The sequence below is a fragment of the Roseivirga sp. YIW32 genome (genome assembly GCF_057219245.1).
On sequence record NZ_JBXVVG010000001.1, the window covers coordinates 883,917 to 905,370 of the forward strand.

23 protein-coding genes are annotated in these 21,454 nt (G+C 43.3%); 4 read left to right on the forward strand and 19 right to left on the reverse strand.

From position 1 onward, the window contains the following. Nucleotides 1-62 precede the first annotated feature (62 nt). The 5 genes from lspA to AC2D6U_RS04330 all read right to left on the reverse strand — a co-directional run bounded on the left by lspA (nucleotide 63) and on the right by AC2D6U_RS04330 (nucleotide 2,453). Nucleotides 63-563 (reverse strand): signal peptidase II, encoded by a 501-nt coding sequence (gene lspA / locus AC2D6U_RS04310; RefSeq protein WP_484719714.1) that lies wholly within the window; start codon nucleotides 561-563, stop codon nucleotides 63-65. A 48-nt stretch (nucleotides 564-611) separates the two neighbouring features. Further along, on the reverse strand, nucleotides 612-1,328 hold the full coding sequence (locus tag AC2D6U_RS04315) for a sensor histidine kinase (RefSeq protein ID WP_484719715.1): 717 nt from the start codon (nucleotides 1,326-1,328) through the stop codon (nucleotides 612-614). Between the two features lie 120 nt (nucleotides 1,329-1,448). Then, entirely contained in the window at nucleotides 1,449-1,916 is a 468-nt protein-coding gene (locus tag AC2D6U_RS04320) for a hypothetical protein (RefSeq protein ID WP_484719716.1), read from the reverse strand. Beyond that, entirely contained in the window at nucleotides 1,906-2,130 is a 225-nt protein-coding gene (locus AC2D6U_RS04325) for a helix-turn-helix domain-containing protein (RefSeq protein WP_484719717.1), read from the reverse strand. Before AC2D6U_RS04325 ends, AC2D6U_RS04320 begins: the two co-directional genes overlap by 11 nt. Beyond that, nucleotides 2,127-2,453, reverse strand: a complete 327-nt coding sequence (locus AC2D6U_RS04330; protein WP_484719718.1) for a glucosaminidase domain-containing protein — start codon at nucleotides 2,451-2,453, stop codon at nucleotides 2,127-2,129. The genes AC2D6U_RS04325 and AC2D6U_RS04330 overlap by 4 nt, the downstream gene beginning before the upstream one ends. A gap of 6 nt (nucleotides 2,454-2,459) precedes the next feature. Here AC2D6U_RS04330 and AC2D6U_RS04335 point away from each other — a divergent pair, with 6 nt between their 5' ends. Further along, nucleotides 2,460-3,101, forward strand: a complete 642-nt coding sequence (locus AC2D6U_RS04335; protein WP_484719719.1) for a PQQ-dependent sugar dehydrogenase — start codon at nucleotides 2,460-2,462, stop codon at nucleotides 3,099-3,101. Between the two features lie 3 nt (nucleotides 3,102-3,104). On the opposite strand, the gene AC2D6U_RS04340 is transcribed toward AC2D6U_RS04335, so the two are convergent. Further along, nucleotides 3,105-4,640 carry a hypothetical protein gene (locus tag AC2D6U_RS04340; protein ID WP_484719720.1) on the reverse strand — a complete coding sequence of 512 codons (1,536 nt, stop codon included), beginning with the start codon at nucleotides 4,638-4,640 and terminating at the stop codon, nucleotides 3,105-3,107. Nucleotides 4,641-4,820: 180 nt separating this feature from the next. Here AC2D6U_RS04340 and gltB point away from each other — a divergent pair, with 180 nt between their 5' ends. Both gltB and AC2D6U_RS04350 read left to right on the forward strand, forming a co-directional pair. Beyond that, a complete protein-coding gene (gltB, locus tag AC2D6U_RS04345) occupies nucleotides 4,821-9,269 on the forward strand; it encodes a glutamate synthase large subunit (RefSeq protein ID WP_484719721.1) in 4,449 nt (1,482 codons plus the stop codon). A gap of 20 nt (nucleotides 9,270-9,289) precedes the next feature. Continuing rightward, a complete protein-coding gene (locus AC2D6U_RS04350) occupies nucleotides 9,290-10,687 on the forward strand; it encodes a glutamate synthase subunit beta (RefSeq protein WP_484719722.1) in 1,398 nt (465 codons plus the stop codon). On the opposite strand, the gene AC2D6U_RS04355 is transcribed toward AC2D6U_RS04350, so the two are convergent. From AC2D6U_RS04355 to AC2D6U_RS04385, 7 genes are all read right to left on the reverse strand, one after another. Then, entirely contained in the window at nucleotides 10,677-11,324 is a 648-nt protein-coding gene (locus AC2D6U_RS04355) for a hypothetical protein (protein ID WP_484719723.1), read from the reverse strand. The genes AC2D6U_RS04350 and AC2D6U_RS04355 overlap by 11 nt on opposite strands. Then, nucleotides 11,321-12,145: an ABC transporter permease gene (locus tag AC2D6U_RS04360; protein WP_484719724.1), complete on the reverse strand. Its 825-nt coding sequence runs from the start codon at nucleotides 12,143-12,145 to the stop codon at nucleotides 11,321-11,323. The genes AC2D6U_RS04355 and AC2D6U_RS04360 overlap by 4 nt, the downstream gene beginning before the upstream one ends. After that, a complete protein-coding gene (locus AC2D6U_RS04365; RefSeq protein ID WP_484719725.1) occupies nucleotides 12,142-12,990 on the reverse strand; it encodes an ABC transporter ATP-binding protein in 849 nt (282 codons plus the stop codon). The genes AC2D6U_RS04360 and AC2D6U_RS04365 overlap by 4 nt, the downstream gene beginning before the upstream one ends. Next, nucleotides 12,987-13,538, reverse strand: a complete 552-nt coding sequence (locus AC2D6U_RS04370) for a hypothetical protein (protein ID WP_484719726.1) — start codon at nucleotides 13,536-13,538, stop codon at nucleotides 12,987-12,989. The genes AC2D6U_RS04365 and AC2D6U_RS04370 overlap by 4 nt, the downstream gene beginning before the upstream one ends. Nucleotides 13,539-13,667: 129 nt before the next feature. Continuing rightward, nucleotides 13,668-14,159, reverse strand: a complete 492-nt coding sequence (locus AC2D6U_RS04375) for a flavodoxin domain-containing protein (RefSeq protein WP_484719727.1) — start codon at nucleotides 14,157-14,159, stop codon at nucleotides 13,668-13,670. Nucleotides 14,160-14,248: 89 nt separating this feature from the next. Further along, a complete protein-coding gene (locus AC2D6U_RS04380; RefSeq protein ID WP_484719728.1) occupies nucleotides 14,249-14,782 on the reverse strand; it encodes a dihydrofolate reductase family protein in 534 nt (177 codons plus the stop codon). Beyond that, a complete protein-coding gene (locus AC2D6U_RS04385; protein ID WP_484719729.1) occupies nucleotides 14,782-16,197 on the reverse strand; it encodes a Gfo/Idh/MocA family protein in 1,416 nt (471 codons plus the stop codon). The genes AC2D6U_RS04380 and AC2D6U_RS04385 overlap by 1 nt, the downstream gene beginning before the upstream one ends. 34 nt (nucleotides 16,198-16,231) lie before the next feature. Between AC2D6U_RS04385 and AC2D6U_RS04390 the strand changes: the two genes are divergently transcribed. Then, nucleotides 16,232-16,360, forward strand: coding sequence for a hypothetical protein (locus AC2D6U_RS04390; protein WP_484719730.1), 129 nt, complete (start codon nucleotides 16,232-16,234; stop codon nucleotides 16,358-16,360). A 5-nt stretch (nucleotides 16,361-16,365) separates the two neighbouring features. Here the strand turns inward: AC2D6U_RS04390 and AC2D6U_RS04395 are convergent, their stop codons facing one another. From AC2D6U_RS04395 to AC2D6U_RS04420, 6 genes are all read right to left on the reverse strand, one after another. Beyond that, entirely contained in the window at nucleotides 16,366-16,746 is a 381-nt protein-coding gene (locus tag AC2D6U_RS04395) for a hypothetical protein (RefSeq protein ID WP_484719731.1), read from the reverse strand. 102 nt (nucleotides 16,747-16,848) lie between these two features. Beyond that, entirely contained in the window at nucleotides 16,849-17,841 is a 993-nt protein-coding gene (locus AC2D6U_RS04400) for a sigma-54-dependent transcriptional regulator (RefSeq protein WP_484719732.1), read from the reverse strand. Nucleotides 17,842-17,859: 18 nt separating this feature from the next. Beyond that, nucleotides 17,860-18,291 carry a response regulator gene (locus tag AC2D6U_RS04405; protein WP_484719733.1) on the reverse strand — a complete coding sequence of 144 codons (432 nt, stop codon included), beginning with the start codon at nucleotides 18,289-18,291 and terminating at the stop codon, nucleotides 17,860-17,862. Nucleotides 18,292-18,348: 57 nt separating this feature from the next. Beyond that, nucleotides 18,349-18,747, reverse strand: a complete 399-nt coding sequence (locus AC2D6U_RS04410; RefSeq protein WP_484719734.1) for a hypothetical protein — start codon at nucleotides 18,745-18,747, stop codon at nucleotides 18,349-18,351. Nucleotides 18,748-18,797: 50 nt separating this feature from the next. Further along, nucleotides 18,798-20,000 (reverse strand): tRNA 2-thiouridine(34) synthase MnmA, encoded by a 1,203-nt coding sequence (gene mnmA / locus AC2D6U_RS04415; RefSeq protein WP_484719735.1) that lies wholly within the window; start codon nucleotides 19,998-20,000, stop codon nucleotides 18,798-18,800. Nucleotides 20,001-20,113: 113 nt separating this feature from the next. Beyond that, the gene (locus tag AC2D6U_RS04420; protein WP_484719736.1) at nucleotides 20,114-21,451 is read right to left on the reverse strand and encodes an amidohydrolase family protein; all 1,338 of its coding nucleotides are present in this window, start codon (nucleotides 21,449-21,451) and stop codon (nucleotides 20,114-20,116) included. Between the last annotated feature and the right edge of the window lie 3 nt (nucleotides 21,452-21,454).

Sequence of the window (21,454 nt, forward strand, 5' to 3'; positions counted from 1 at the left end):
TGTTTGACATCAACTCCCTGCCGTTGTTGGTGTTGTCACCAACAACCTAGGGTTGTGAAAGCCTAAGCCGTTTTGGGTTCTTTTTTTCTGGTCATGAATTGCTCAAGCAGAATGAGTCCCGTACCGACCATGACGGCCATATCGGCTACATTGAAGATCCCGGTATGGGCGAATTGAAAATCTAGAAACAGCATATCGGTAACTGAACCATAGACGATCCGGTCGAAAATATTACCTAATCCACCACCTACGATGAAGGATAAACCCCACAGGCTATAATTGGTCAAGTCTTTTGAGCGAATCAGGTAAATAAGCAAGCCGATCATGACTGCACTTGGCAATATCAACAAGAGCAGTACGCGCAGGACCGGCGATAGTTCAGAACCCATGCCCAAAAATGCCCCGGTATTTTCCACTTTAGTGAAGATAAGATAGTCACCGATCACCTCGATGGTTTCGTTGTATTCAATATGTTTTCTTGCAAGCACCTTTGTGACTTGATCTAGCGCAATGTTGACTACAATCAGAATGATGATCAAACGGATTCTCGAACTTCCCTTCATGTCAAAAATTTCTTCAAAACTAGTGAATTGGCCTTCAAAACAAACTATTTATAATTCGATCTTAAAAGTGGTACCAAGACTGCTTGATTTAAATGTCAATTGCCCTTGGTGTAAATTGATGATCTGCCGCGACAAACTCAAACCAATACCTGAACCTTTGGCCTTTGTGGTATAGAAAGGGATGAAAACCTGGTCGGCGATCTCTTCAGGCACACCAGTTCCATTATCAATGACCTCAATGATCGCTTTTCCGTCTTCACAGGAATAGACGAGATCAATTGTGCTTCCATGTTCACAGGCCTCAACTGCATTTTTTAACAAGTTGATGATCACCTGCTCCAGAAGAGTCGGGTCGGCCTGAAATAAAGCGCTATCGTTCAAATGCAATGTTAGCAAAATGCCTTCCTTTTCAATTTCCGGTCTAAACAATTGATAAATGCTACCCAAGAATGTGGACGGATCTATTGACTCAACTTTAGGTGTTGGCACTTTGGTTAAGGTGCGATAGGCCTCTGTAAACGCCAACAACCCCTTACTGCGCTGTTCAATCGCTTCTAAGCCTTCCTTTATGGTAGCTAGCTTGTCAGGATGATCTGTGAGTGCTTTCAAAGAAGATGACAGGGAGTAAATAGGGGAGCCTGAGTTCATGATCTCATGAGTCAGTACCCTGATCAATTTGTGCCATGCTTGCATCTCATTGATATCCAGCTCATTCTTGATGTCTTGAACAGAAACGATCTTGTAATGGCGCTGCTTTAATTTCATTTCTGAAGCAGCAATGGCTAAATGATGCAATTGCTCATTTAACTTGGTCTTGAGGGTTGATCTGGTGTTGCTCTGAAGCTGCTGAATGGCGTCATATAAATCGATATTGGTCTCTTTAATTTACTTAATATCAATTAATTGATTCTTATTAATTAAAGTCTTAAATGACTCGTTGCTAAGATGCACCCTTCCTTGATCATCATAGATCAATACGCCCAGTTGCATTTGTGAAATCAGACCAATGATGAACTGGTACTCTGAAGCCTCTTGCTGTGTCTGTTTGACCAATTTCTGATTAATGAGGGTGAAGGCCTTATACAATGAATTAAAAGAAGATCCTTTTTTGCTTTCGGGGTATTTGAGGGTAAAATCATCATGCAGGACGGCGTTGAGGAAAAAACTAAGGTCTCTGTTCGTCTTGTTGATGAAATAGAAAAGGGCAAACAGCATGAGGAGAATGAAGAGGCTGATGAAGAAGATCCGAATGTAATTGAGTTCAATAAAGCTATAATAGATCAACCCATACATAGCCAACGCTATGCACAGTAGGTAACCAATGATTCGAACCGAAAAGTGCTTATAGCTCATATTTTTCCATTCTTCGATACATGGCTCCTCGGCTCAGTCCAAGCTCCTTTGCTGCGTGACTTATATTTCCCTGATGCTTCTTGATCGCCTTGGCTATGGCCCAGGATTCCAATACCTCTAGGTTAAAGGTGTCGATGGATTGGTCTTCCGCTGAATTGATTTCACTCAGGTTAAGGTCGTTCACCTGCAGTTGTTTTCCATCACTCATGATCACCGCTCTTTCAATGGTGTGCTCAAGCTCACGGATATTTCCGGGTATTTCTTCAGAAAAACTTGATCGTCACCTCGCCTGATCTTGGTAGGGATCCGATCATCTTTTGGATTCATCGACCAGACACCGAATACATTGTTGGCTTCCTTAAAAAATCTTGACCGTCCCCAACCAGATTCTATAGCCGTTTGCCCTAGGACAATGCTTGTTGGATGCGTTTTCATTCGTTTGATCAATTGATCGAGGGTTTCTGCACGATAGGCCACTTTCAAGGGCCTTAAAAAGGCAGAGTCCAACTCGTCTAAAACCGTTTTCTTTTTCAGCAAGATCACTTGCTCTCTCTGGAAGTCAATCTCCTTTTTGGCGATAGAGGTGCACGAGATGTTAATCCACAAGATATCACACGCGATGGTGGCAAGGTCTACAGACTTCATGATAATGGTAGTATTCCTTCAAATAATCCATTTGTAGGACAGCAAGGAGCCAAGGAGGCCGTTTTCTCCTATGGACATCGTAATCCTCAAGGAATGGCCACACATCCGTTGACTGGAGACATTTGGTCGCATGAACACGGTCCTCAGGGAGGAGATGAAGTCAACCTGGTCAAAAAGGGCGCAAATTATGGATGGCCTGTGATCACTTACGGTGTAAACTATGGCGGGGCACCAATCACAGATGAAAGAGAAAAGGCAGGCATGGAACAGCCTGTGACCTATTGGGTGCCGTCAATTGCACCTTGCGGTATGGCCTTTGTGCAGGATGCAGTGTACGATGGCTGGGAGAATAATCTAATTGTGGGGTCATTGAAATTCAATTACCTCGTCAGATTGGTCTTAGAGGATAATCAAGTAGTAAGTGAAGAGAAGATCGCTGAGGGCATTGGCCGTGTGCGCAATGTGGAAATGGGGAATGACGGCTATCTTTACGTCGGCGTAGAGGGAAAAGGCTTGTTTCGATTGATCATTGAGAAATAAGGCCTATTCTAAGTTGGCTTGTTCCTCGATAACCTCCTTGAAAGTCAAATTTCGTATCTTAGCATCCAACCATGCATTTAGATCAAAGTAGAGCTGGAGCTTCTTATTGAAAATGTTGTTGTCTAAATGACTCAGGGTTTTTCTTAGGTCCCTGAATCGTTGATTGAGTTCCTGAGGGTAAATATTACCGGTGTCTTTTAGGAATGTGATGAAAATTTCCTGGAAAGCATTTAATGATTTTTGTTGCTCAAAATGTAAATAAGCCGCTTTGATCTTTCGTTCGATGTACGCCTCATCTCCTGAATCATAGTCAACGAGGACCAAGAGTAATCGAGCAAATCCTTTCAGATCATTTCTGAGGGATTCTTTGTCATCCACCAGCAGCTTAAAATAGAATCTTGCGTTGTCGTAATCTCCTTGGGCAAAAAAGAAAACGCCAGCTTTATAAAAGATCACCAATAGATTGTGCTTATCCATGAAGCTGCGCTGGCGATCTACCTTTTTCAGAAGAGAAATAATTTCATCTTGCTGCTTATCAAAATCTGCAAAAAGGAAGACACGATTCAAAGATTGAATAGTCTTGTATTTGAGAATAAGTGAACTCGCATTGGAATTCAGCGGCGCGTTATTTTTTTCAAACTCATCTAATAGCACGAAGTACTCATTAAATTTCGCTTTGTCATTTACGCGGAAAGCAGATTGTAGAAGTCGATTTAAGCCTTTGAGGTAACCGCTTTTACGCTTTTGATGAAGCCCTGTCTGCTGAAATAAGTGTACCCATTTTTCAGCATACAAGACGCAGTTATGAAAGTCGTAAGTGAGGTAAGAGAACCAATAGAATGCACGATAGAGGTAAAATTTTTCATTAAAGGCCATCTTTTCTTCATCATATTCAGGAAGATTTCTGTAGAATAGAGCCCGAAGATTATTCATTTCTTGCTCGTTCTTTACCATACCTTTCTCAATGAATCTGGCCTTCATACGGCTTGCTAGACCAAAGAATTTCTGGACCCTGCCGAATCGGGACATCGCTTCTTCAGTTTCTTTGTCAATCTGTTCAGTATATTTTTCTTCTAGATCAAAGACCTGTTGAGAGCGGATTTGCTTTTCATAGTCTAGAAGGGCTAATTGAAAAAGGTCTTTACGATAATCACCAGTGGTGTTTTTAGCTCTCCCTAACAGTCGAAGACTTTGAAAATAGAGTCCTTTCTTGTAAAGAACACGGATAAAATCCAATTGCTCACGGAGTTGAATATCAATATCGTCTTTGAGGTGAGAAAGCCGTAGACTGGTAAGAACCAAACCATATAAGTGAGATTTTTGATTAGCAAACTGCGACTTTGACACGCCAGGCAGCTTTTTTAAAATAGTCTTTTCATCGTAGCTATTTGCTTGTTCCATGGCATCAAAAAGTATCAGGTACTTTGCTTCACTTTGGTTGTTATGTTTTTTGGCAAAAAGCTTAAAGCTACGCTTCTCCGATTTGGTCATTGAATGAACCAACTCAAATAATAACTGATCGTTAGGTGTTTTGAACATAGGATGAAAATAGGTTCTAACTAATTGATATACAGCTGTTAGGAATTGTTTTTTACCCTTTGACCATCATATAATCACCATAATGTGATTTTCCAGTCTATCGTCAAGAAGCGAAATTCCTAACATACTTCCGGATTCTCACCCGAGAATGACCGTAAACGATTGCCAACAATAGGAGATATGCAGAGAGGGTTATACAGAGAAGAATTTGAAAAAGATGCCTGCGGCATTGGTTTCATTGCAAAAATTGATAACAAGCCGAGTCATTTGGTTGTCGTCGATGGCTTAAAAATGCTTCATCGGATGGAGCACAGAGGTGGAGTTGCAGCTGACGACCAAACTGGTGACGGGGCTGGAATCATGTTGCAGATTCCACATGGTTTCTTTCATGCTGAGGCTCAAAAACAGGGGATTAGATTACCTAAACCAGAATCCTATGGTATCGCCATGACCTTTATCCCCAAGCACGGAACTCATCTGTTCATCAAACAAATCAACTTAGCGGCGCAGGAACTAGGGCTTGAGATCATTTGGGAGCGAACAGTACCCACGAATGATACACAGCTGGGGAATTTTGCCAAATCAAATGAACCGGAGGTTCGTCAGTTTTTCATCCAAGCTTCGGAGAAAACATCGGGTATAGCACTTAATCGCAAGCTGTATGTTTTCAGGAAATTGGCTGAAAAGTATGCCGCGCATTTTGAGGATGCCAAGTCATTTTATATGGCTTCATGTTCTGTGCATACCTTGATCTACAAAGGAGAACTAAGAACTTGGCAGATCGACGAGTATTATCCAGATCTGAAAGTTGAAGGATTTATTTCTTCATTTGCTATCGTTCACTCACGTTTTTCAACCAATACCTTACCTGAATGGCGTCTAGCGCAGCCTTTCCGCTATATCGCGCACAACGGCGAGATCAACACGATCAAAGGGAATATCAATAAAATGTTGAGTCGCGAGTCGTTAATGAAGAGCACTCATTTTACAAAACAAGAAATTGAGCTGTTGCTGCCCATTTGTAAGGCTGAATTTTCGGATTCTGCCAACTTGGATATGGCGGTAGAATTGTTGCTTTTAGGGGGGAGAGATATTGAACGCGTCATGGCCATGTTGGTGCCTCCAGCTTGGCGAGCAGATGAAGATCTCAGCGAAGAATTGCGCGCTTTCTATGCATACCATGCTACCTTTTTAGAGCCGTGGGACGGTCCGGCGGCCCTTTGCTTTACTGATGGCAACAAAATTGGAGCTTGTATTGACCGGAACGGACTAAGGCCTACGCGTTATGCCGTTACCACAGACAACCGTGTGATTTTTGCCTCTGAGGCAGGCATTGTAGACGTTCCGCAAAAGGATATCTTGAGAAGAGGCAAGCTCAAGCCTGGACAAATGTTACTTGTTGATCTATTAGAAAACACGGTTGAGGAAGACGATACGATCAAAGAGAGAATCGCCAATAAGTATCCTTATCAAGAATGGAACGAAAAGCTGATCATTGAAGGGGCTGATCTTTTCACTGAAGAAGGAAATGGGCCTGAGCATATAGAAGAATTATTACTGGAGCAATTGAGCTTTGGCTATTCTAAGGAAGATCTGAAATTCATATTGACACCAATGGCTGAAACAGGCGCAGAACCAATAGGGTCTATGGGGAATGATGCTCCACTTGCTGTTTTTGCGAAGAGAAGTGCACACGTATCTAATTATTTAAGACAGTTATTCGCGCAAGTGAGTAATCCGGCCATTGATCCAATCAGAGAAAAAGCGGTAATGTCTTTGGTCACCTATTTGGGGCAATCAAACAATCTGTTGGAAGACAATGATCCAACATCGAAAAAGATCAAATTAGAGCAGCCAATTCTACAGAAACATGAATTGAATGTTTTGATGAATTACAAACTAGGCTTCAAAAGTACGCGGCTAAATGCGACCTATGATAACAGGCGAACCAATTTATCTGCTGCCCTTGATACGCTTTGCGATCAAGCCCTTTCTGCCGTAAAAGCTGGTGTGAATTTACTTCTGATCAGTAATCGATACGTTACTGATGAGCTTGCTATACCATCTTTGCTAAGTGTTGGGGCTGTTCATCACCATTTGATTAAAAATGGATTGCGTTCACGCGCCAGTATCATTGTTGAGGCGGGTGACGCTACGGAAACGCATCATTATGCCACATTGCTGGGCTATGGAGCTAGTGCAGTCTATCCTTATTTGGCTCTTGCTAGTTTGGGAGAGATAGTTGGAGATGATAAATCACGGGCTGTTTCAAACTATATAGAGGGTGTGAATTACGGATTGCGCAAGATCTTATCAAAAATGGGTATTTCGACGCTGCAGTCCTATGAGAGTGCTCAAATTTTCGAAGTGCTGGGACTTTCTGATGATGTGGTTAACAAATGCTTTAAGGGATCCAGAAATAGCATTGGGGGGAAAACATTTGAAGAATTAGAAGCTGATCTTATTGCCAATCAAGACTTTGTTAAGTTACAAAATGGAGGGAAGCTAAAAGATGGAGGAATCTACCAATGGAGAAAGGAAGGGGAACAACATCTGTTCAATCCAAAGACCATTCATTTACTTCAGAAATCTACCAAACTCAACGATAAAAGACTTTTTAGGCAATACAGTCAACTCATTGATGAGCAGGAAGCGGGCAAAGTAACGCTCAGGAGTCTTCTTGATATCAAAGAAGGACAGTCTATCCCACTAGAAGAGGTCGAGTCTGCCAAGGAAATCATGAAGCGTTTTGCTACAGGGGCTATGTCTTTCGGATCTATTTCTGAGGAAGCCCATACCACCATTGCAAAAGCAATGAATATGATTGGAGCAAAATCTAATTCAGGAGAAGGAGGTGAAGATGCCGAGCGATATACTGTCGGTGACGATGGATTATTAGCAAGATCCGCTACTAAACAGGTCGCTTCAGGTCGGTTTGGAGTGACAGCTCATTATTTGGTTAATGCGGATGAGATACAAATCAAGATTGCCCAGGGAGCTAAACCTGGAGAAGGTGGACAGTTACCTGGCTTAAAAGTAGATAAGAACATTGCTAGAATCAGGCATTCAACACCAGGAGTTACGTTGATCTCACCTCCGCCACATCATGATATTTATTCCATCGAAGATTTGGCACAACTTATTTTCGATTTAAAGAATGTGAATCCAAAGGCTGAATTGAACGTGAAATTAGTGGCGGCAGCTGGTGTGGGTACCATAGCTGCTGGGGTTGCCAAAGCCAACGCAGACAACATTCTAATTTCAGGACATGATGGAGGGACCGGTGCTTCTCCTTTAGGCTCTATTCAGCATGCAGGTATTCCTTGGGAGATTGGCTTGGCAGAAACACATCAAACCTTGATGCGCAATGGCCTTCGTTCACGTGTGAAACTACAAACAGATGGCCAGATCAAAACAGCTAGAGATTTAGCGATTGCGACAATGTTGGGTGCTGAAGAATGGGGGGTAGCTACTGCTGTATTGGTTGTTCAGGGATGTGTAATGATGCGTAAGTGTCATTTAAATACTTGTCCCGTTGGCGTTGCTACACAGAATCCAACACTGAGAAACTTATATACCGGAAAAGTGGAGCATGTGGTCAATTTCTTCACCATGATGGCAGAAGAATTGCGTGAGCTCATGGCATCATTGGGTGTTCGAACGGTGAATGAATTGGTCGGTAGAACAGATCTTCTCAAATTCAATAAGGAAAAAGCTCAAGAAAAAACAGGCACGCTTGATCTAAGTGCATTGCTAGATAATCCATATTTAGGGCAAGATAAGACGCAATTTAAATCACAGCAGCAACCTGATCGAACGGTTGATGTGCTAGATCACCAATTAATAAGACTATCAAGTCCTGTTTTTGATCAAAACGTAAGGGTTAGATTCCAACAAGAAATTAGGTCAGAACAGCGGACAGTTGGCGCCATGCTATCTGGAAAATTTGCGAAATCATTCGGTCCCGAAGGCTTAGCTGACGGAACGATTACCGCAGATTTTAAAGGAACAGCGGGTCAAAGTTTTGGCGCCTTTCTTTCTCATGGCATGACCTTCAATTTGGAAGGGGAAGCAAATGACTATGTTGGTAAGGGCCTATCTGGAGGAAAACTTGTCATCTATCCATCAATGGAAAGTCCATGCAAAGCACATGAGAATATTCTTATTGGGAATGTGGCCTTATATGGAGCCACAAGAGGTCGTTTATACTGTAATGGACAAGCAGGTGAACGATTTGCCGTTCGAAATTCGGGTGTTAAGGCTGTTGTCGAGGGGGTTGGTGATCATGGTTGTGAGTATATGACTGGCGGACGAGTGGTGATCATTGGAGAGACAGGAAAGAATTTTGCAGCAGGAATGAGTGGTGGAATTGCCTATGTTTTTGAAGATGGATTTGATTTTACTTCAAGATGTAATACCGAACTCGTCTCATTAGAATACCTAGAAGAGGATGATGTGAACTTTTTGTACATGATGCTTGACAAGCACCACCGTTATACGAATTCCGTTCGAGCACTTGAACTATTGACACAATGGGAAATCAGTCACTCAAAATTTGTGAAGGTGATTCCTAAGGAATACAAAAGGGTAATGGAAGCAGATAGAAACTTTAAAAACGCAATTGTATAATGGGAGACGTCAAAGGATTTTTGAAGCATAAGAGGGCATCAAAACTGATGCAATTACCTGAAGAACGCGTAACTCATTTTGGTGATTTCACAATGTCTTGGAAGGAAAAGGACTATCAAGAACAAGCTTCGCGCTGTATGGATTGTGGTATTCCTTTCTGTCAAGATGGATGTCCCTTAGGTAATAAGATTCCAGACTTTAATGATGCAGTTTATCGCGGTGAATGGAAAGAAGCGTGGGGCGTATTGAAAGAAACGAACAATTTTCCAGAATTTACAGGCAGAATATGTCCTGCACCCTGTGAAGTGAGCTGTGTTCTTGGCTTGAATAATGCTGCGGTCAATATCGAGCACATTGAAAAGGAGATCAGTGAAAAGGCTTTTTTAGAAGGATGGGAACAGCCAATTACCGTTGAACAAGAGAGAAGTGAGAAAGTGGCTGTTATTGGCTCTGGTCCAGCCGGCCTAGCTGCCGCTGAAGAACTGCGAAAGCAGGGGTTTCAGGTGACGATCTTTGAACGTGAAAATCAAGCAGGTGGATTACTTCGATATGGTATTCCGGATTTCAAACTAGATAAAAAGGTAGTCGAGCGGAGGGTTGAGCTTCTTAGGGAATCCGGTATTTGTTTCCAGCTTGGTGTAGAAATAGGAAAGGATATCACTGCAGAAAGTATTGAAAAACAATTTGATTCAATAGTCATCTGTACAGGTTCCACTGTACCTCGAGACCTTACAATTCCTGGCCGTACACTAAAGGGAGTTGAGTTTGCAATGGGTTTTCTTAAGCACCAGAACCAATTGATAGCTAAAGAGATAGCGGTTGTTAATGAAACATATAGTGCAGATAATAAAAATGTAGTTGTCATTGGTGGTGGTGATACCGGGGCCGACTGCGTTGGTACGAGTAATCGACAGTTAGCAAAGTCCGTGACCCAGATAGAACTAATGGACAAACCGGCAACTGCCCGGAGCATTGAAAATCCGTGGCCCGAATGGCCAATGCTCCTACGCAATTCTACTTCACATGAAGAAGGTGTTGCCCGCGATTGGTCTGTTCTCACGAAGCGATTTGTTGGGAATACTTCAGGTGAGCTGACTCACATTGAAACAGTAAAGATTCAATGGACCGATAAAGCGGCATTCAAGTTTAAGGAGATCGAAGGATCTGAAGAATTAATTCCTTGCGAATTGGCACTTTTAGCCATCGGGTTCACAAAACCTGAATCCTCATTACCGGGAATGTTCGATTTAGAGCTGAATGATCTTGGAAATATCAAAACTACGGGATTTAGAACCTCGAAGTCAAATGTGTATGCGGCAGGAGATTGTAGGAGAGGGCAAAGCCTAGTAGTTTGGGCAATCGCAGAGGGAAGGAATGCTGCCAAGGCAGTTATGCAAAGTCTTCCTGTTATGGCTTAATAGTCGACCAGGTAAAATCTAGATAGACAAGGCCCGTTTTCTGTCCTTGAGACTTCATGGCTTTGCGATCAATTTCGGTGTCACTGCCCATGAAATTCAAGGGTATGCGGACCTTTTCCATTTCAAAACTGGCGATTACCTGACTCGGTAACGCTTGATTGGTCGTATAGCTCAATTCTAAAAGAAAGGTGCCTTCATTTTTCGTAGAGATCTCAGCGCCAACGATTTGATAAGCCTCTGTGTCCACCTTAATGGTCATGATTGCAAAGTCTGCCGTTTGATCATTCGGAATAATGGTATATACCTGAAGCTCTTTTCCGCCTTCCTCAATGAGTCCTCTATCGACTGTCAGAAAATCGACAGCAAATAGGTTGGACCAGCTCAAGTCTAATCCCCTTTTTGGAATGAAGATGAAGTTTTCGGAAGTATAGGCAATGGGTTCTCCTTTCTGATAAAGCAATTGTGCTGATTTCTCCGGCATATTGATGAAGTCCACATCAAGCCGAAGTCTGACTTCTCCCTCTGCACGTTCAACGCCTTCGATTTTATCTTTTGTCTTTTGCAGCAAGGTAGGTAACTGCTGTGCGGACAAGTGCATGGCCATCATGCTGGCAAGCGTACAGATCAATAACCTCATCCGATTTCCTTTTTCATAAAACTTACCCCCCCTAAAACGCCAATAAGAATGGTATAGCACAACAGCAGGAGGTGTTGATGCGTAATTAACGACCAATTGAGCTTAAAGTAAAAGAACTGTTGCCAGGCATTGGTCATCTTGGGTAAAAGCCACTGATTAAATACCCCAAAATCTACTTTCAACAACAAACCATTGAAAATCAGTACAAAAGCACAGAGAATCCATGTGATCGTTTGATCTTTGAACCAGACGGCTAAGCTGATACTGGTGACCGCATAGAAGATCATTAAGAGAATGCCAGAAGCGAATCCAACGAGAATGCGATGAAGCGCCTGCTCTGGTGGAAAAAAATTCAAGCCCGCCAAATAGGTGATAAGGTCTCCATTTCCAAAAATGGAATAGGCCATAAGTAGAGAGGTCACAAGCACAAAAAGGCTGACTAATATGGAAAATACAATCGCAGTAGTGAATTTGCCTAGGATGAATTGACGCTTGCTTACGGCTTGCAAGAAAATGGTTTGTATGGTGCCGTCTTTGTACTCATTGGTTAAGATACCGGATACTAAGATCATCATGATCAATGGAAAGTTGAACCATAGTGAGTTGAGCACAAGGTACATGACCAAATTACCATTCATCAGGTTGCCTTCCAGCACAAAGTTCTTCGATAAGTTTTCCAGCAGTAGCTCGAGGATGTCCTTGCCCTGTACGTAGGCACCGGCTACGATGAACAATTCTATCGCGAAGATCACTCCAACTCCATAAAGCGTGCGCTTTTGCCGCAACAGTTTAAACAACTCTATTTTCGCTAATGACATCATTGGTCTGAATAAAGGTCGTTTAAGTTGAGTTCTGGACCGAAGGATTCGATATCATGCCCTTCCAGGATCAAGGCCTTAATAATAGCCTTTGCTTCGGCCGGCGTAGATGAAAAGAGAGTTACGTCTCCATGTATTTCTTTGGTAAAAGGTGCTAAAAGAGGGGATGTGCCAATGCCAGCGCCAACAAGTCGATACTGTTGTGTTGCTTTGTGCAAGATCTCAGCGGTTCTCCCTGAGTTAATGATCTTTCCTTGTTGCAAGAGATGCAATTGTTCACACACCTTGCTGAGTTCTTCTAATTGATGACTTGACACGAGAATGGCCATATGTTCTTCTTTAGCAAGCCTGATGAGCATTTCACGAAGGTCTTTCATTCCCATGGGGTCGAGTCCAAGAAAAGGTTCGTCAAGGATCAAGGCATCAGGTGCATTCAATAATGCCGTTGCTATGCCGAGACGTTGCTTCATGCCTAGTGAGAAGTTCTTGACTTGATCCTTTCTATTCGGGTCTAGACCAACAGAGGTCAATAAGGCCATGACGTCTGCTTTGCTTAGGGCCAATTGTTGATATTGAGCAAAGGCCTGTAGATTTTCTTGTGCCGAGAGGTATTCATAGAGCTGCGGGTTTTCTATGATGGCGCCAATTTTTTTCGGTTTTGCTGACTCAATTGAGAAGCTTCCGGAGGTCGCCTTAATGAGCCCTGTGAGTATTTTAAACAAGGTCGTTTTTCCTGCCCCATTTGGTCCTAAGACACCGGCTATTTCACCTCGTTGAACAGAAAAGGTGACTTGCTCCAGGGCCGTCAGTTGCCCATATCTTTTTGTGAGGTTGCTCGTCTTGATCATTCCGCAAGGGGCTGAGCAGATAGCGCTTCAAAATTATATTTAGGTGTGTAATGCTTTTCCAAAAATGTCCTTTTCCAGAAGTAAGGTTTAATTAGAAACAGCGGGTCTTTGATCATAAAATCAGGGATATAGTGGTACCAGCGATACCCCATCAAGCGAAACTGTTTCTTGACCTTTTGACCATAGCCCAATTCTCTGGCAGCAGTTTCAACTGCTAAGCGCTGGCATTTCGAGCCGATGTAATGGTTTACCACACGGGGTTGAAAACCGTATTCAAAGAGTTGATCTTTCGCTCGTTTATAGTTTTGAAACCTCGACCAAGCGTCGGCAGTGACGAGAAATATATGGATGAAGGAAAAAAGGAAGCACCATGCCCAAAATAAGATCCATAAAGTGGATTGATTGTCAATGGCACGTTCAAGTGGAAGCCAATAGAGGTAAGACTCCAGTAAAAACAAAAAGGTAGACGCATGAAGCAAACGGCCGCAAACCAAATAGGAGACCCACATAGGGGGTTGCTTGGGTAAAGTATACTGTTCAGTGTTCATGTTGGACCCCTGAATCTATAAAAGAATTCTCATGTTTCAGCCATTTCTAATGGCTAATTGGAGAAAAAGGGAATTATAAAGGACTAGCCCAAAAGGAGAAAACTGTTTGGATTGGTTTGTAGAAGAGCCTTAGGATTGAAGGGTGAAGTTCATTTTGGTAATGAAGGAATTAAAAGCCGCTTCATCTAGCCTGAATTCATTCTCGCGTTTATGCATGATGTTTTGGGTGACGAAACTATCGATAAAGTCCATTTGATCCAGTAAGTATTCACCACCAAAGAAACCCAAGGCAGTGGCATGGTTACGAAGCAACTCTGGAAAGGCCTCATTGAATTCTTCTTCTGCCTTGTCTTCCAGCATGTAACACATATATAAGCCTAACCTTTTTTGGAGCAATGCCTTGAGGTGTACGGTGCAGAAATCCCTCACTTCGTGTTGAATTTTCCCATAGTGAATACTACCTCCAATGACCACTTGATCGTAATCCTCTATCTTATGGGGAGCCTTCTCCATTTTGAGGTCAAGCAAGCGAACGGAAGTGTGATGCAGCTCTTGTGACATTAAATGAGCGATCTTCTGAGCGCTGCCATGTCTACTACAATATGCAATCAAGGTTTTCATGGCGAAGCATTTAATGCTTCAAAGTACATTTCAATTCTTCGCCAAGTAGTGACTATAGCCATAAAACCTGCTGATTTATGTCATTGATTTTAACGCCTTACATAATGCAAGGTCACTACATCATTCCCAAAGTCTGTCGTCTGGCGCAGCTTGAAGGTGGTTTCTGGAGGGATATCGGGGAATAAACGGATACCATCGCCAAGAATGATGGGTATGATCGTTAAGATCAATTCATCCAGCGCATCGAGTTGTAAGAATTGAGAAACCAATTGGCCACCTCCAATGAGCCAAATGTTTTTTCGGCTGGCTGTTCTTATTTTATTGATCCATTCCTGGCTTATATCATGAACCAAGCACGTATTTGGTGTTTGTATCTGGTAATCCTTAGCTGAGGAAATGACATGAGATTGTGCATCTGCGTAGGGCCAAGGCACGTCAAAGCCCAAGACCTGGTCGTAGGTTTTTCGACCCATAACGACTGTGTCGATTCCGGAATAAAACGCGGCATAACCCATATCTGAACCTTCAGGAACCTCGATATTCTCTAGCCAATCAATGCCTTGGTCAGCTCTTGCGATATAGCCATCAAGAGACTGTGCAATGTAACACTGTATTTTGCTCATTACCAGCCTGTTCTATAGTCTCTCTTCACAAATTGGTTGGCTTCGTCAAAATTAGTGATCTTCATGTTATCTCCATCCCAGAGTAATTTGATGTAACGGCCTGGGTATTCCCATTGGTTGTTGCTTCCTCTTCTTCTAATGTCGAAACTTCGTAGCGCCAGATTGCCCATGAGAATACTTTCGGTGAGTGGACCGGCAATATCAAAATCAGAACTACATTCCTGCTTGCCATAACCCGCCATGCAGGCATTGACCCATTGGACGTAATGGCCCTCGGGAACACGAGCAAGTGTCTCTGGTACGTTGATCTCGTCTGTGAGTTGGGTAGGAATCAGTCGAGGATTGATGCCATAGGTATTGCACATCATGGTACCTTCGGTTCCCTTCATGATCACTCCATTTCCTCCGTCTCCCATTTGCTCATTAGCCCCAAGCCCTTCTGGTCGAGTGGGCTGAATGCCACCATCCATCCAGTGTAGTTTCAGTGCCGATTTTCCTTCTCTTTCAGGGAAATCAAGTATGATATGCGAAGAGGGTGGACAACTCTCAGGGAAATAGCCACGTTGAAACTCACCGACATAGACCGAGCCAACAGAGGCTTCTACTGCTGTAGGATAACCCAGTTGCAGTGTTTTGAAGGCCGGTTCAATGATGTGGCATGCCATATCTCCCAAGGCTCCGGTTCCATAGTCCCACCAGCCTCTCCAATTAAAAGGGACTAAGTTGTCGATGTAGTCCTTATTCGGAGCGGTACCTAGCCAAAGGTCCCAGTCTAATTCAGTAGGAACATCCATTTTCTTTTCTTTCGGCAATGGAATGCCTTGTGGCCAAACCGGACGATTGGTCCAACACCAAACCTCGGTTACGTCACCGATCAATCCTGCATTGTACCATTCTTGCATTTTTCGAACACCATCGCCCGATGCACCTTGATTGCCCATCTGAGTGACCACTTTGTATTGGTGCGCCGCTTGGGTGAGTTGGCGTGCTTCGGCAATGTCATGCGTCAAAGGTTTCTGCACATAGACGTGCTTGCTACGTTCCATGGCTGCCATGGCCTGTATGGCATGCATGTGATCAGGAGTGGAGATAGTGACCGCATCAATGGCCTCTTCCTTTTCGAGCATTTCACGGTAATCTTTGTAATAGGGGATGCCTTTCCATTGGTCGATGGCGCGCTCAGCTCTTCGGTCGTCCACATCGCACAATGCCACAATTTTAACCGCATCGCTCTTAGCACATTCGGCTAAATCAGAGTAACCTTTGCCACCGACGCCAATACCTGCAAGGTAGAGGGTGTCAGAAGGAGCTCTGAATCCTTTACCAAGTACATGACGAGGAACAATTGTGAAAGCTGTCGCTGCCAGGGCAGAATTTTTTATAAAGGTTCGACGTGAAGATTTTTTAGGGTCCATAGTGCTGAGATTTGCATAGAATTTAGCTAAAAAAATGAAACCAAGAAACTTGAACTTTTCAGAAGGAAAGCGAGACAAGTTGCAACTACTTGTTCATTTTGATGACGAAGAGCATCCAAAAGGTTTTATGCTCAGAGAGGGAGGGACTTCGGTTGAATTTTGATTACGCTAAGGCTTTTCCGCATTGCGGTTGGCATAAAAGACCAAGAGCTTCATTTCTGTGTTGATCATTGTTTTACATCCCCATCTCAGGCCAAAATTCACATTGAGCATGAAGTTCTCCTCAAAGGTAAACATGGACGTAGCTCCCTTGAAACCATTGCCTAAATCACTCTCAAGACTAATAGGATCTCTCGTACCGAAAACATAGGCATTCTCTCTATCGGTAACATCAAAGTAGACAATGCAGTCTGTTTTTGCCACCAGGTACATGCGAACTGTCGTGTTGGGTTCAAGCGTCTCCAAATAGGCGCTCATTTCGTTATTGACACCCCTTAGTTGGCCGTCAAATGTACCGTAGTATTTCCACTCGACGGTTTCATCCATCATCTGACTCTCTCTAATGCGCTGAGAGATATCGGCGAGGTTTTGAGCTTGACAACAGAGGCTTAGGAGGAATAGGGTAATGGTTAAGGTTGATCTCTTGGTTAATTAAGAACGTATGAATATACACATTTGGATCACCTCAACTAACTGCAATCGGTATTTTGTCATTTTTCTGTATAGTGTACTGCGGCCCAATCCGAGTGTTTTTGCCGCCTTTGTCAAGTTGCCATCATTGAACCGGATGGCGTCTTGGATGGCTTTTTTCTCCAACTCATCAATGCTGAGATCCTGAGAGTTGTTTGATGGGGTTGCCACAGCTGGAATAAAATCACTTGTCGTCAAAAGATGACCTTTTGCTGTCTGACATACTCGCTCACAGACTAAAATCAATTCTTGAAAATTTCCGGGCCATGGGTAATTGGTCAATTCTTGCAAGGTCGTCTCGTTCAGTCGAAAATTGTGTTTACCATATCGTGGTCCGAAGCTCTTCAACAATGCCCTGATCATCTTTTCAAGGTCATCCAGCCGACTTCTCAAGCTCGGTGATTCTACCACGCGGGGCTCGAAAATCTGGATAAAATCAGGTTTTAATTGTTCTGTGTTTTTGAGCTCAGCAAGGGCTTTTGTTGAACTGGCAATGATTCTCAATTCGATCTTGGTGCCTTTAATGTCTTTCGGAGACCTGAACTCTTTGAATTGGATGGTATCCAATAATTTGGCTTGAGCTTGTGGCGTAATCAGCTCAATGTATTCTAAAAATAAGGTTCCCTCATTGGCCAGTTCAATGACACTTGCCTCATCTGATCCACTAAATAGCCCTATTTGCTCTTCGGGGGAGTAGTCTACCAAATTAAGGGAGATGAGTTGACCCGCTTGTGCTGAAAGGTCATGCATTCTTTTGGCTACCAGGTCATGTCTTGTTCCTTTTTCTCCGAACAGCAGGTAGTGATTGGCCTTGTTCAGTTGTTCAAGGCTTTGCACAAATGTTTTAAAGGTCTTGGATTTACCGTCAAAGAATATTTGCTCAATTGTTTCCGTCAGGGGGTCTGTCTTTGGTCTTTTTTGTGCATACTTACTACTGGCATTCAGTTGCCCCAATTCAATTAGCAGGTGAACTCAGGTGATCAACTTTTCTTTTGACCAGGGCTTGACTAAATAGTCTTTAGCCCCGAGTTGTATTGCCTCTAGGGCAACGTCCGTTTCACCATAATCTGCCGTCAGCAAAACTTGTGCATCTGGGAAAAATGAAAATATTCTCTTTAAAATTTTGATGCTTTCTTTTCCCCCGGTTAATCCAAAAGATAAATTCAGATCGAGTACGATGACATCGAAGTGCTCTTTTTCTAAAATACTCTCGAGTCGTTTGGGATGACTTTCGGTCACCACTTTCTGAAATGACGATTGCAGGGCGATGCGCGAAGTAAATAGCATGGCATCATCGGCATTCAGGATCAATACATTACCATTGGCAGTTGTCACAGATGTATAGTTGAGTCTGCCTGTAGGAATTGTATCAAAATGAGACAAGTAAAATGAAATGATTGGCATAAAAAAAGCCCTGACATTACTGAAAGGACTTTGAACGGAATCATTCTTTGTTAAGTACTAGTTTCCTCCACCGCGTCTCCTTCTTTGCATGGGCGGGTTTTCTTCTTTCCATTTTTCATAGAGCACCCATTGGTTCTCATTGAAAATCAATTTCATTTCCTTTTCCAATTCGGTTCTGGCTTCTTCCATAGCCGTTTGCATGGCCTCTCTGTCACCAGATTCGCGTAGCGCCATCATTTTCTCTCTAGATTGTTGCTGGTTTTTAAGCAATAGCTCATAAAGTGATTTATGTTGTTCGTCGGATAGACCAAATTTTTCTTGAAAGAGGTCTGCTCTGGTTTTAGCCATCTCTTCAGGAGATTGTCGCTGGGCTCTGGCTTGCCCGCCACCTTGGGCGATTGCAGATGAAACCCCAATGAAAATTAAAAATGAAAGTAAGAGTGATATTCTTCTCATGTTCTAATCTGTTTCGTGTTAGACAGTTTTGTCTGTGAAAAGTTTAATCGTTAGGCGATTTCGCCTGAGCCGATCAATTCATTGTCCTCATGCCACGCCACAAACTGTCCAGGTGCGATGCCTTTCTGATAGTTGTCAAAAATAAAATAGAGTCCGTCTGCTTCACTGAACAACTCAACTGGTTCGAGCACTTGTCTGTAACGTATGCGCGCCGTGTATTTTTTTGATTCGCCTACGGTCAATGCCAAGTCTGGCCTCACCCAATGGGCCATGCCTCTAGGAACGAATAATCCTTTGCGCAAGAGGCCGGGATGATTTTCCCCTTGTCCGGTATAGATCACATTGTGCTCCGTATCCTTTTCAATAACAAAGAGTGGTTCTGGGCTTCCGCCAACGCCTAGTCCTTTACGCTGTCCAATGGTATAGTAATGAGCTCCCTGGTGCTGACCGACTACTTGACCATCACTGGGCATGTATTCGTAAGGTTTGGTGAGGAATTCCAGTTTTTCACGCTGTGTTGTAAATGTAGCCTTCCCATTTAGTTGATACGATTGGAAATTAGCTGCATCAGCGCTCAATTCTCTGATTTCCCCAGTCTTGGGTTGTAATTGTTGTTGAAGGAAATCCGGCAGCCTGACTTTCCCGATAAAACATAAGCCTTGGGAGTCTTTCTTTTCAGCAGTAATTAGATCTGCAGCTTTAGCGATCTCTCGAACTTGAGACTTTTGCAAATGGCCAATGGGGAAGAGGGCATGAGCGAGCTGTTGCTGATTCAATTGACAGAGGAAGTAACTCTGGTCTTTGTTTGGATCAGCTCCGGCTAACAAACGGTGGACCTCTTTACCGTCTTTTACAATGGTTTCTTTTTGCACATAGTGACCGGTAGCCACGTAGTCTGCTTTGAGCTTGAGGGCGGCATTCAAAAAGATATCGAACTTTACCTCTCGATTGCAGAGGATATCCGGATTGGGTGTTCGTCCTTGCTCGTATTCTCGAAACATGTAATCCACAATGCGCTCTTTGTATTGGGCGCTTAAATCGATCACATGAAAGGGGATGCCCAACTTTTCTGCCACGGCCAAGGCATCGTTGCTGTCTTCTACCCAAGGGCACTCATCGCTGATGATCACTGAATCATCCACCCAATTGCGCATGAACATGCCGATCACTTCATAGCCTTGTTCGACTAACAAGTGAGCTGTGACGCTAGAATCAACACCACCCGATAAACCAACAACTACTCTTTTGCTCATGAATCTGCCCTTTCGCAGGACTAACATCTATTTCGCAAAAATAGTTGAATTGATGGCCATAAAAAAAGCACTGCCGGTTGACAGTGCTTTTTTCAATAATTTAATCTAAGGACTTATTTCTTCTTGATATCGATCACAGGCTTTGTCTTGTCAACACCTGGTGTTCTATTCATGAATTCGTCATACAATCTGATCTGACGAGAAGTCATCGGTACCTTATAGCCATCGATGAACAGGTCAGTGATCTTAGTGGCAGTTTCAAACGGATCGCCAGTGGCGACAAAAACGTTCGCTTTTTTGCCCACTTCGATCGAACCGATTTGATCGCCAACTCCAAGGATTTCTGCTGCATTGATCGTTATCGCTTTCAAGGCTTCTTCACGACCCATCCCGTAAGCCGCAGCGAAACCTGCATGGTAAGGAAGGTTCCTTACGTTTTCAGCTTCCATGGTTCTCAGGGCAACTTTGACACCAGCTTTCTGTAAAACAGCTGGATTCGCATATGCCGCATCAAAACGATCGGATTGTCTTGTTGGAATGGCCTGAACAGGACCTGTAATAACCGATAGGCCGGAAGCGGCAATTTCATCAGCTACTCTCCATCCTTCTGCTACACCAGTCAAAACTACTTTTTCATAACCTCTTTCTTTGATCCAACTAATGGCAGCGGTAATGTCTGCTGCAGCATTTGCCTCAACGAAAAGCGTTAATTCTCCTTTGATAACAGGAACCAAAGCTTCGATTTCAGGATATGCCCGAACATCATCTGCATTTTCGATCTTCGCATAAAGTTCTGCTTTATCCCAAGCATCGTTGATGGTTTTCAAGGCTCTTTCCAAACGCTCTTTCTTCTGCGCTTCTGAAAGTCGTCTTGCTCTCCAGCCTGTTGGGGTAGAAGGGAAGTTCATGACAACACCTTTTGACCCAGCAAACATTTGATCAGGAGTATAACCGAACAAATTGATGGATGCTGCGGTACCAGGCAGTGGTCCGCCTTGTGGCATGGTCCATACGGTGGTTACACCACTTACTCTTGTTACCGGAATGGCAACAGAATTCGGGTTTACAGCAGTCAAAGCCTGCATTTGAGGGGTGATGTCTCCAAACTCTCTAAAGTCTTGCGCTTCAGAAATACTACCGATCTCAGACAAGCCGAGCGTGGTGCCACTATCGATCATGCCTGGGTAAATTTCTTTTCCCTGCACATCGATCACTTCAGCATCGGCCGGGATGGTCACGTTCGTGCCCACCGCTTCAATGATGCCATTAGAGATCAACAGCGTGCCGTTTTCAATGACACCGTTGGTTACTGTGAAGATCTTTGCATTGGTTAATGCAAATTTTCCACTTCTTGCTTTGAGTACCTGATCATCTTCTTGTGCAAAACTGCTACCGGCGAAAATGATAAAGGCAAAAAGCAGGGTGAATAATTTATTTATTGTCGATTTCATCTC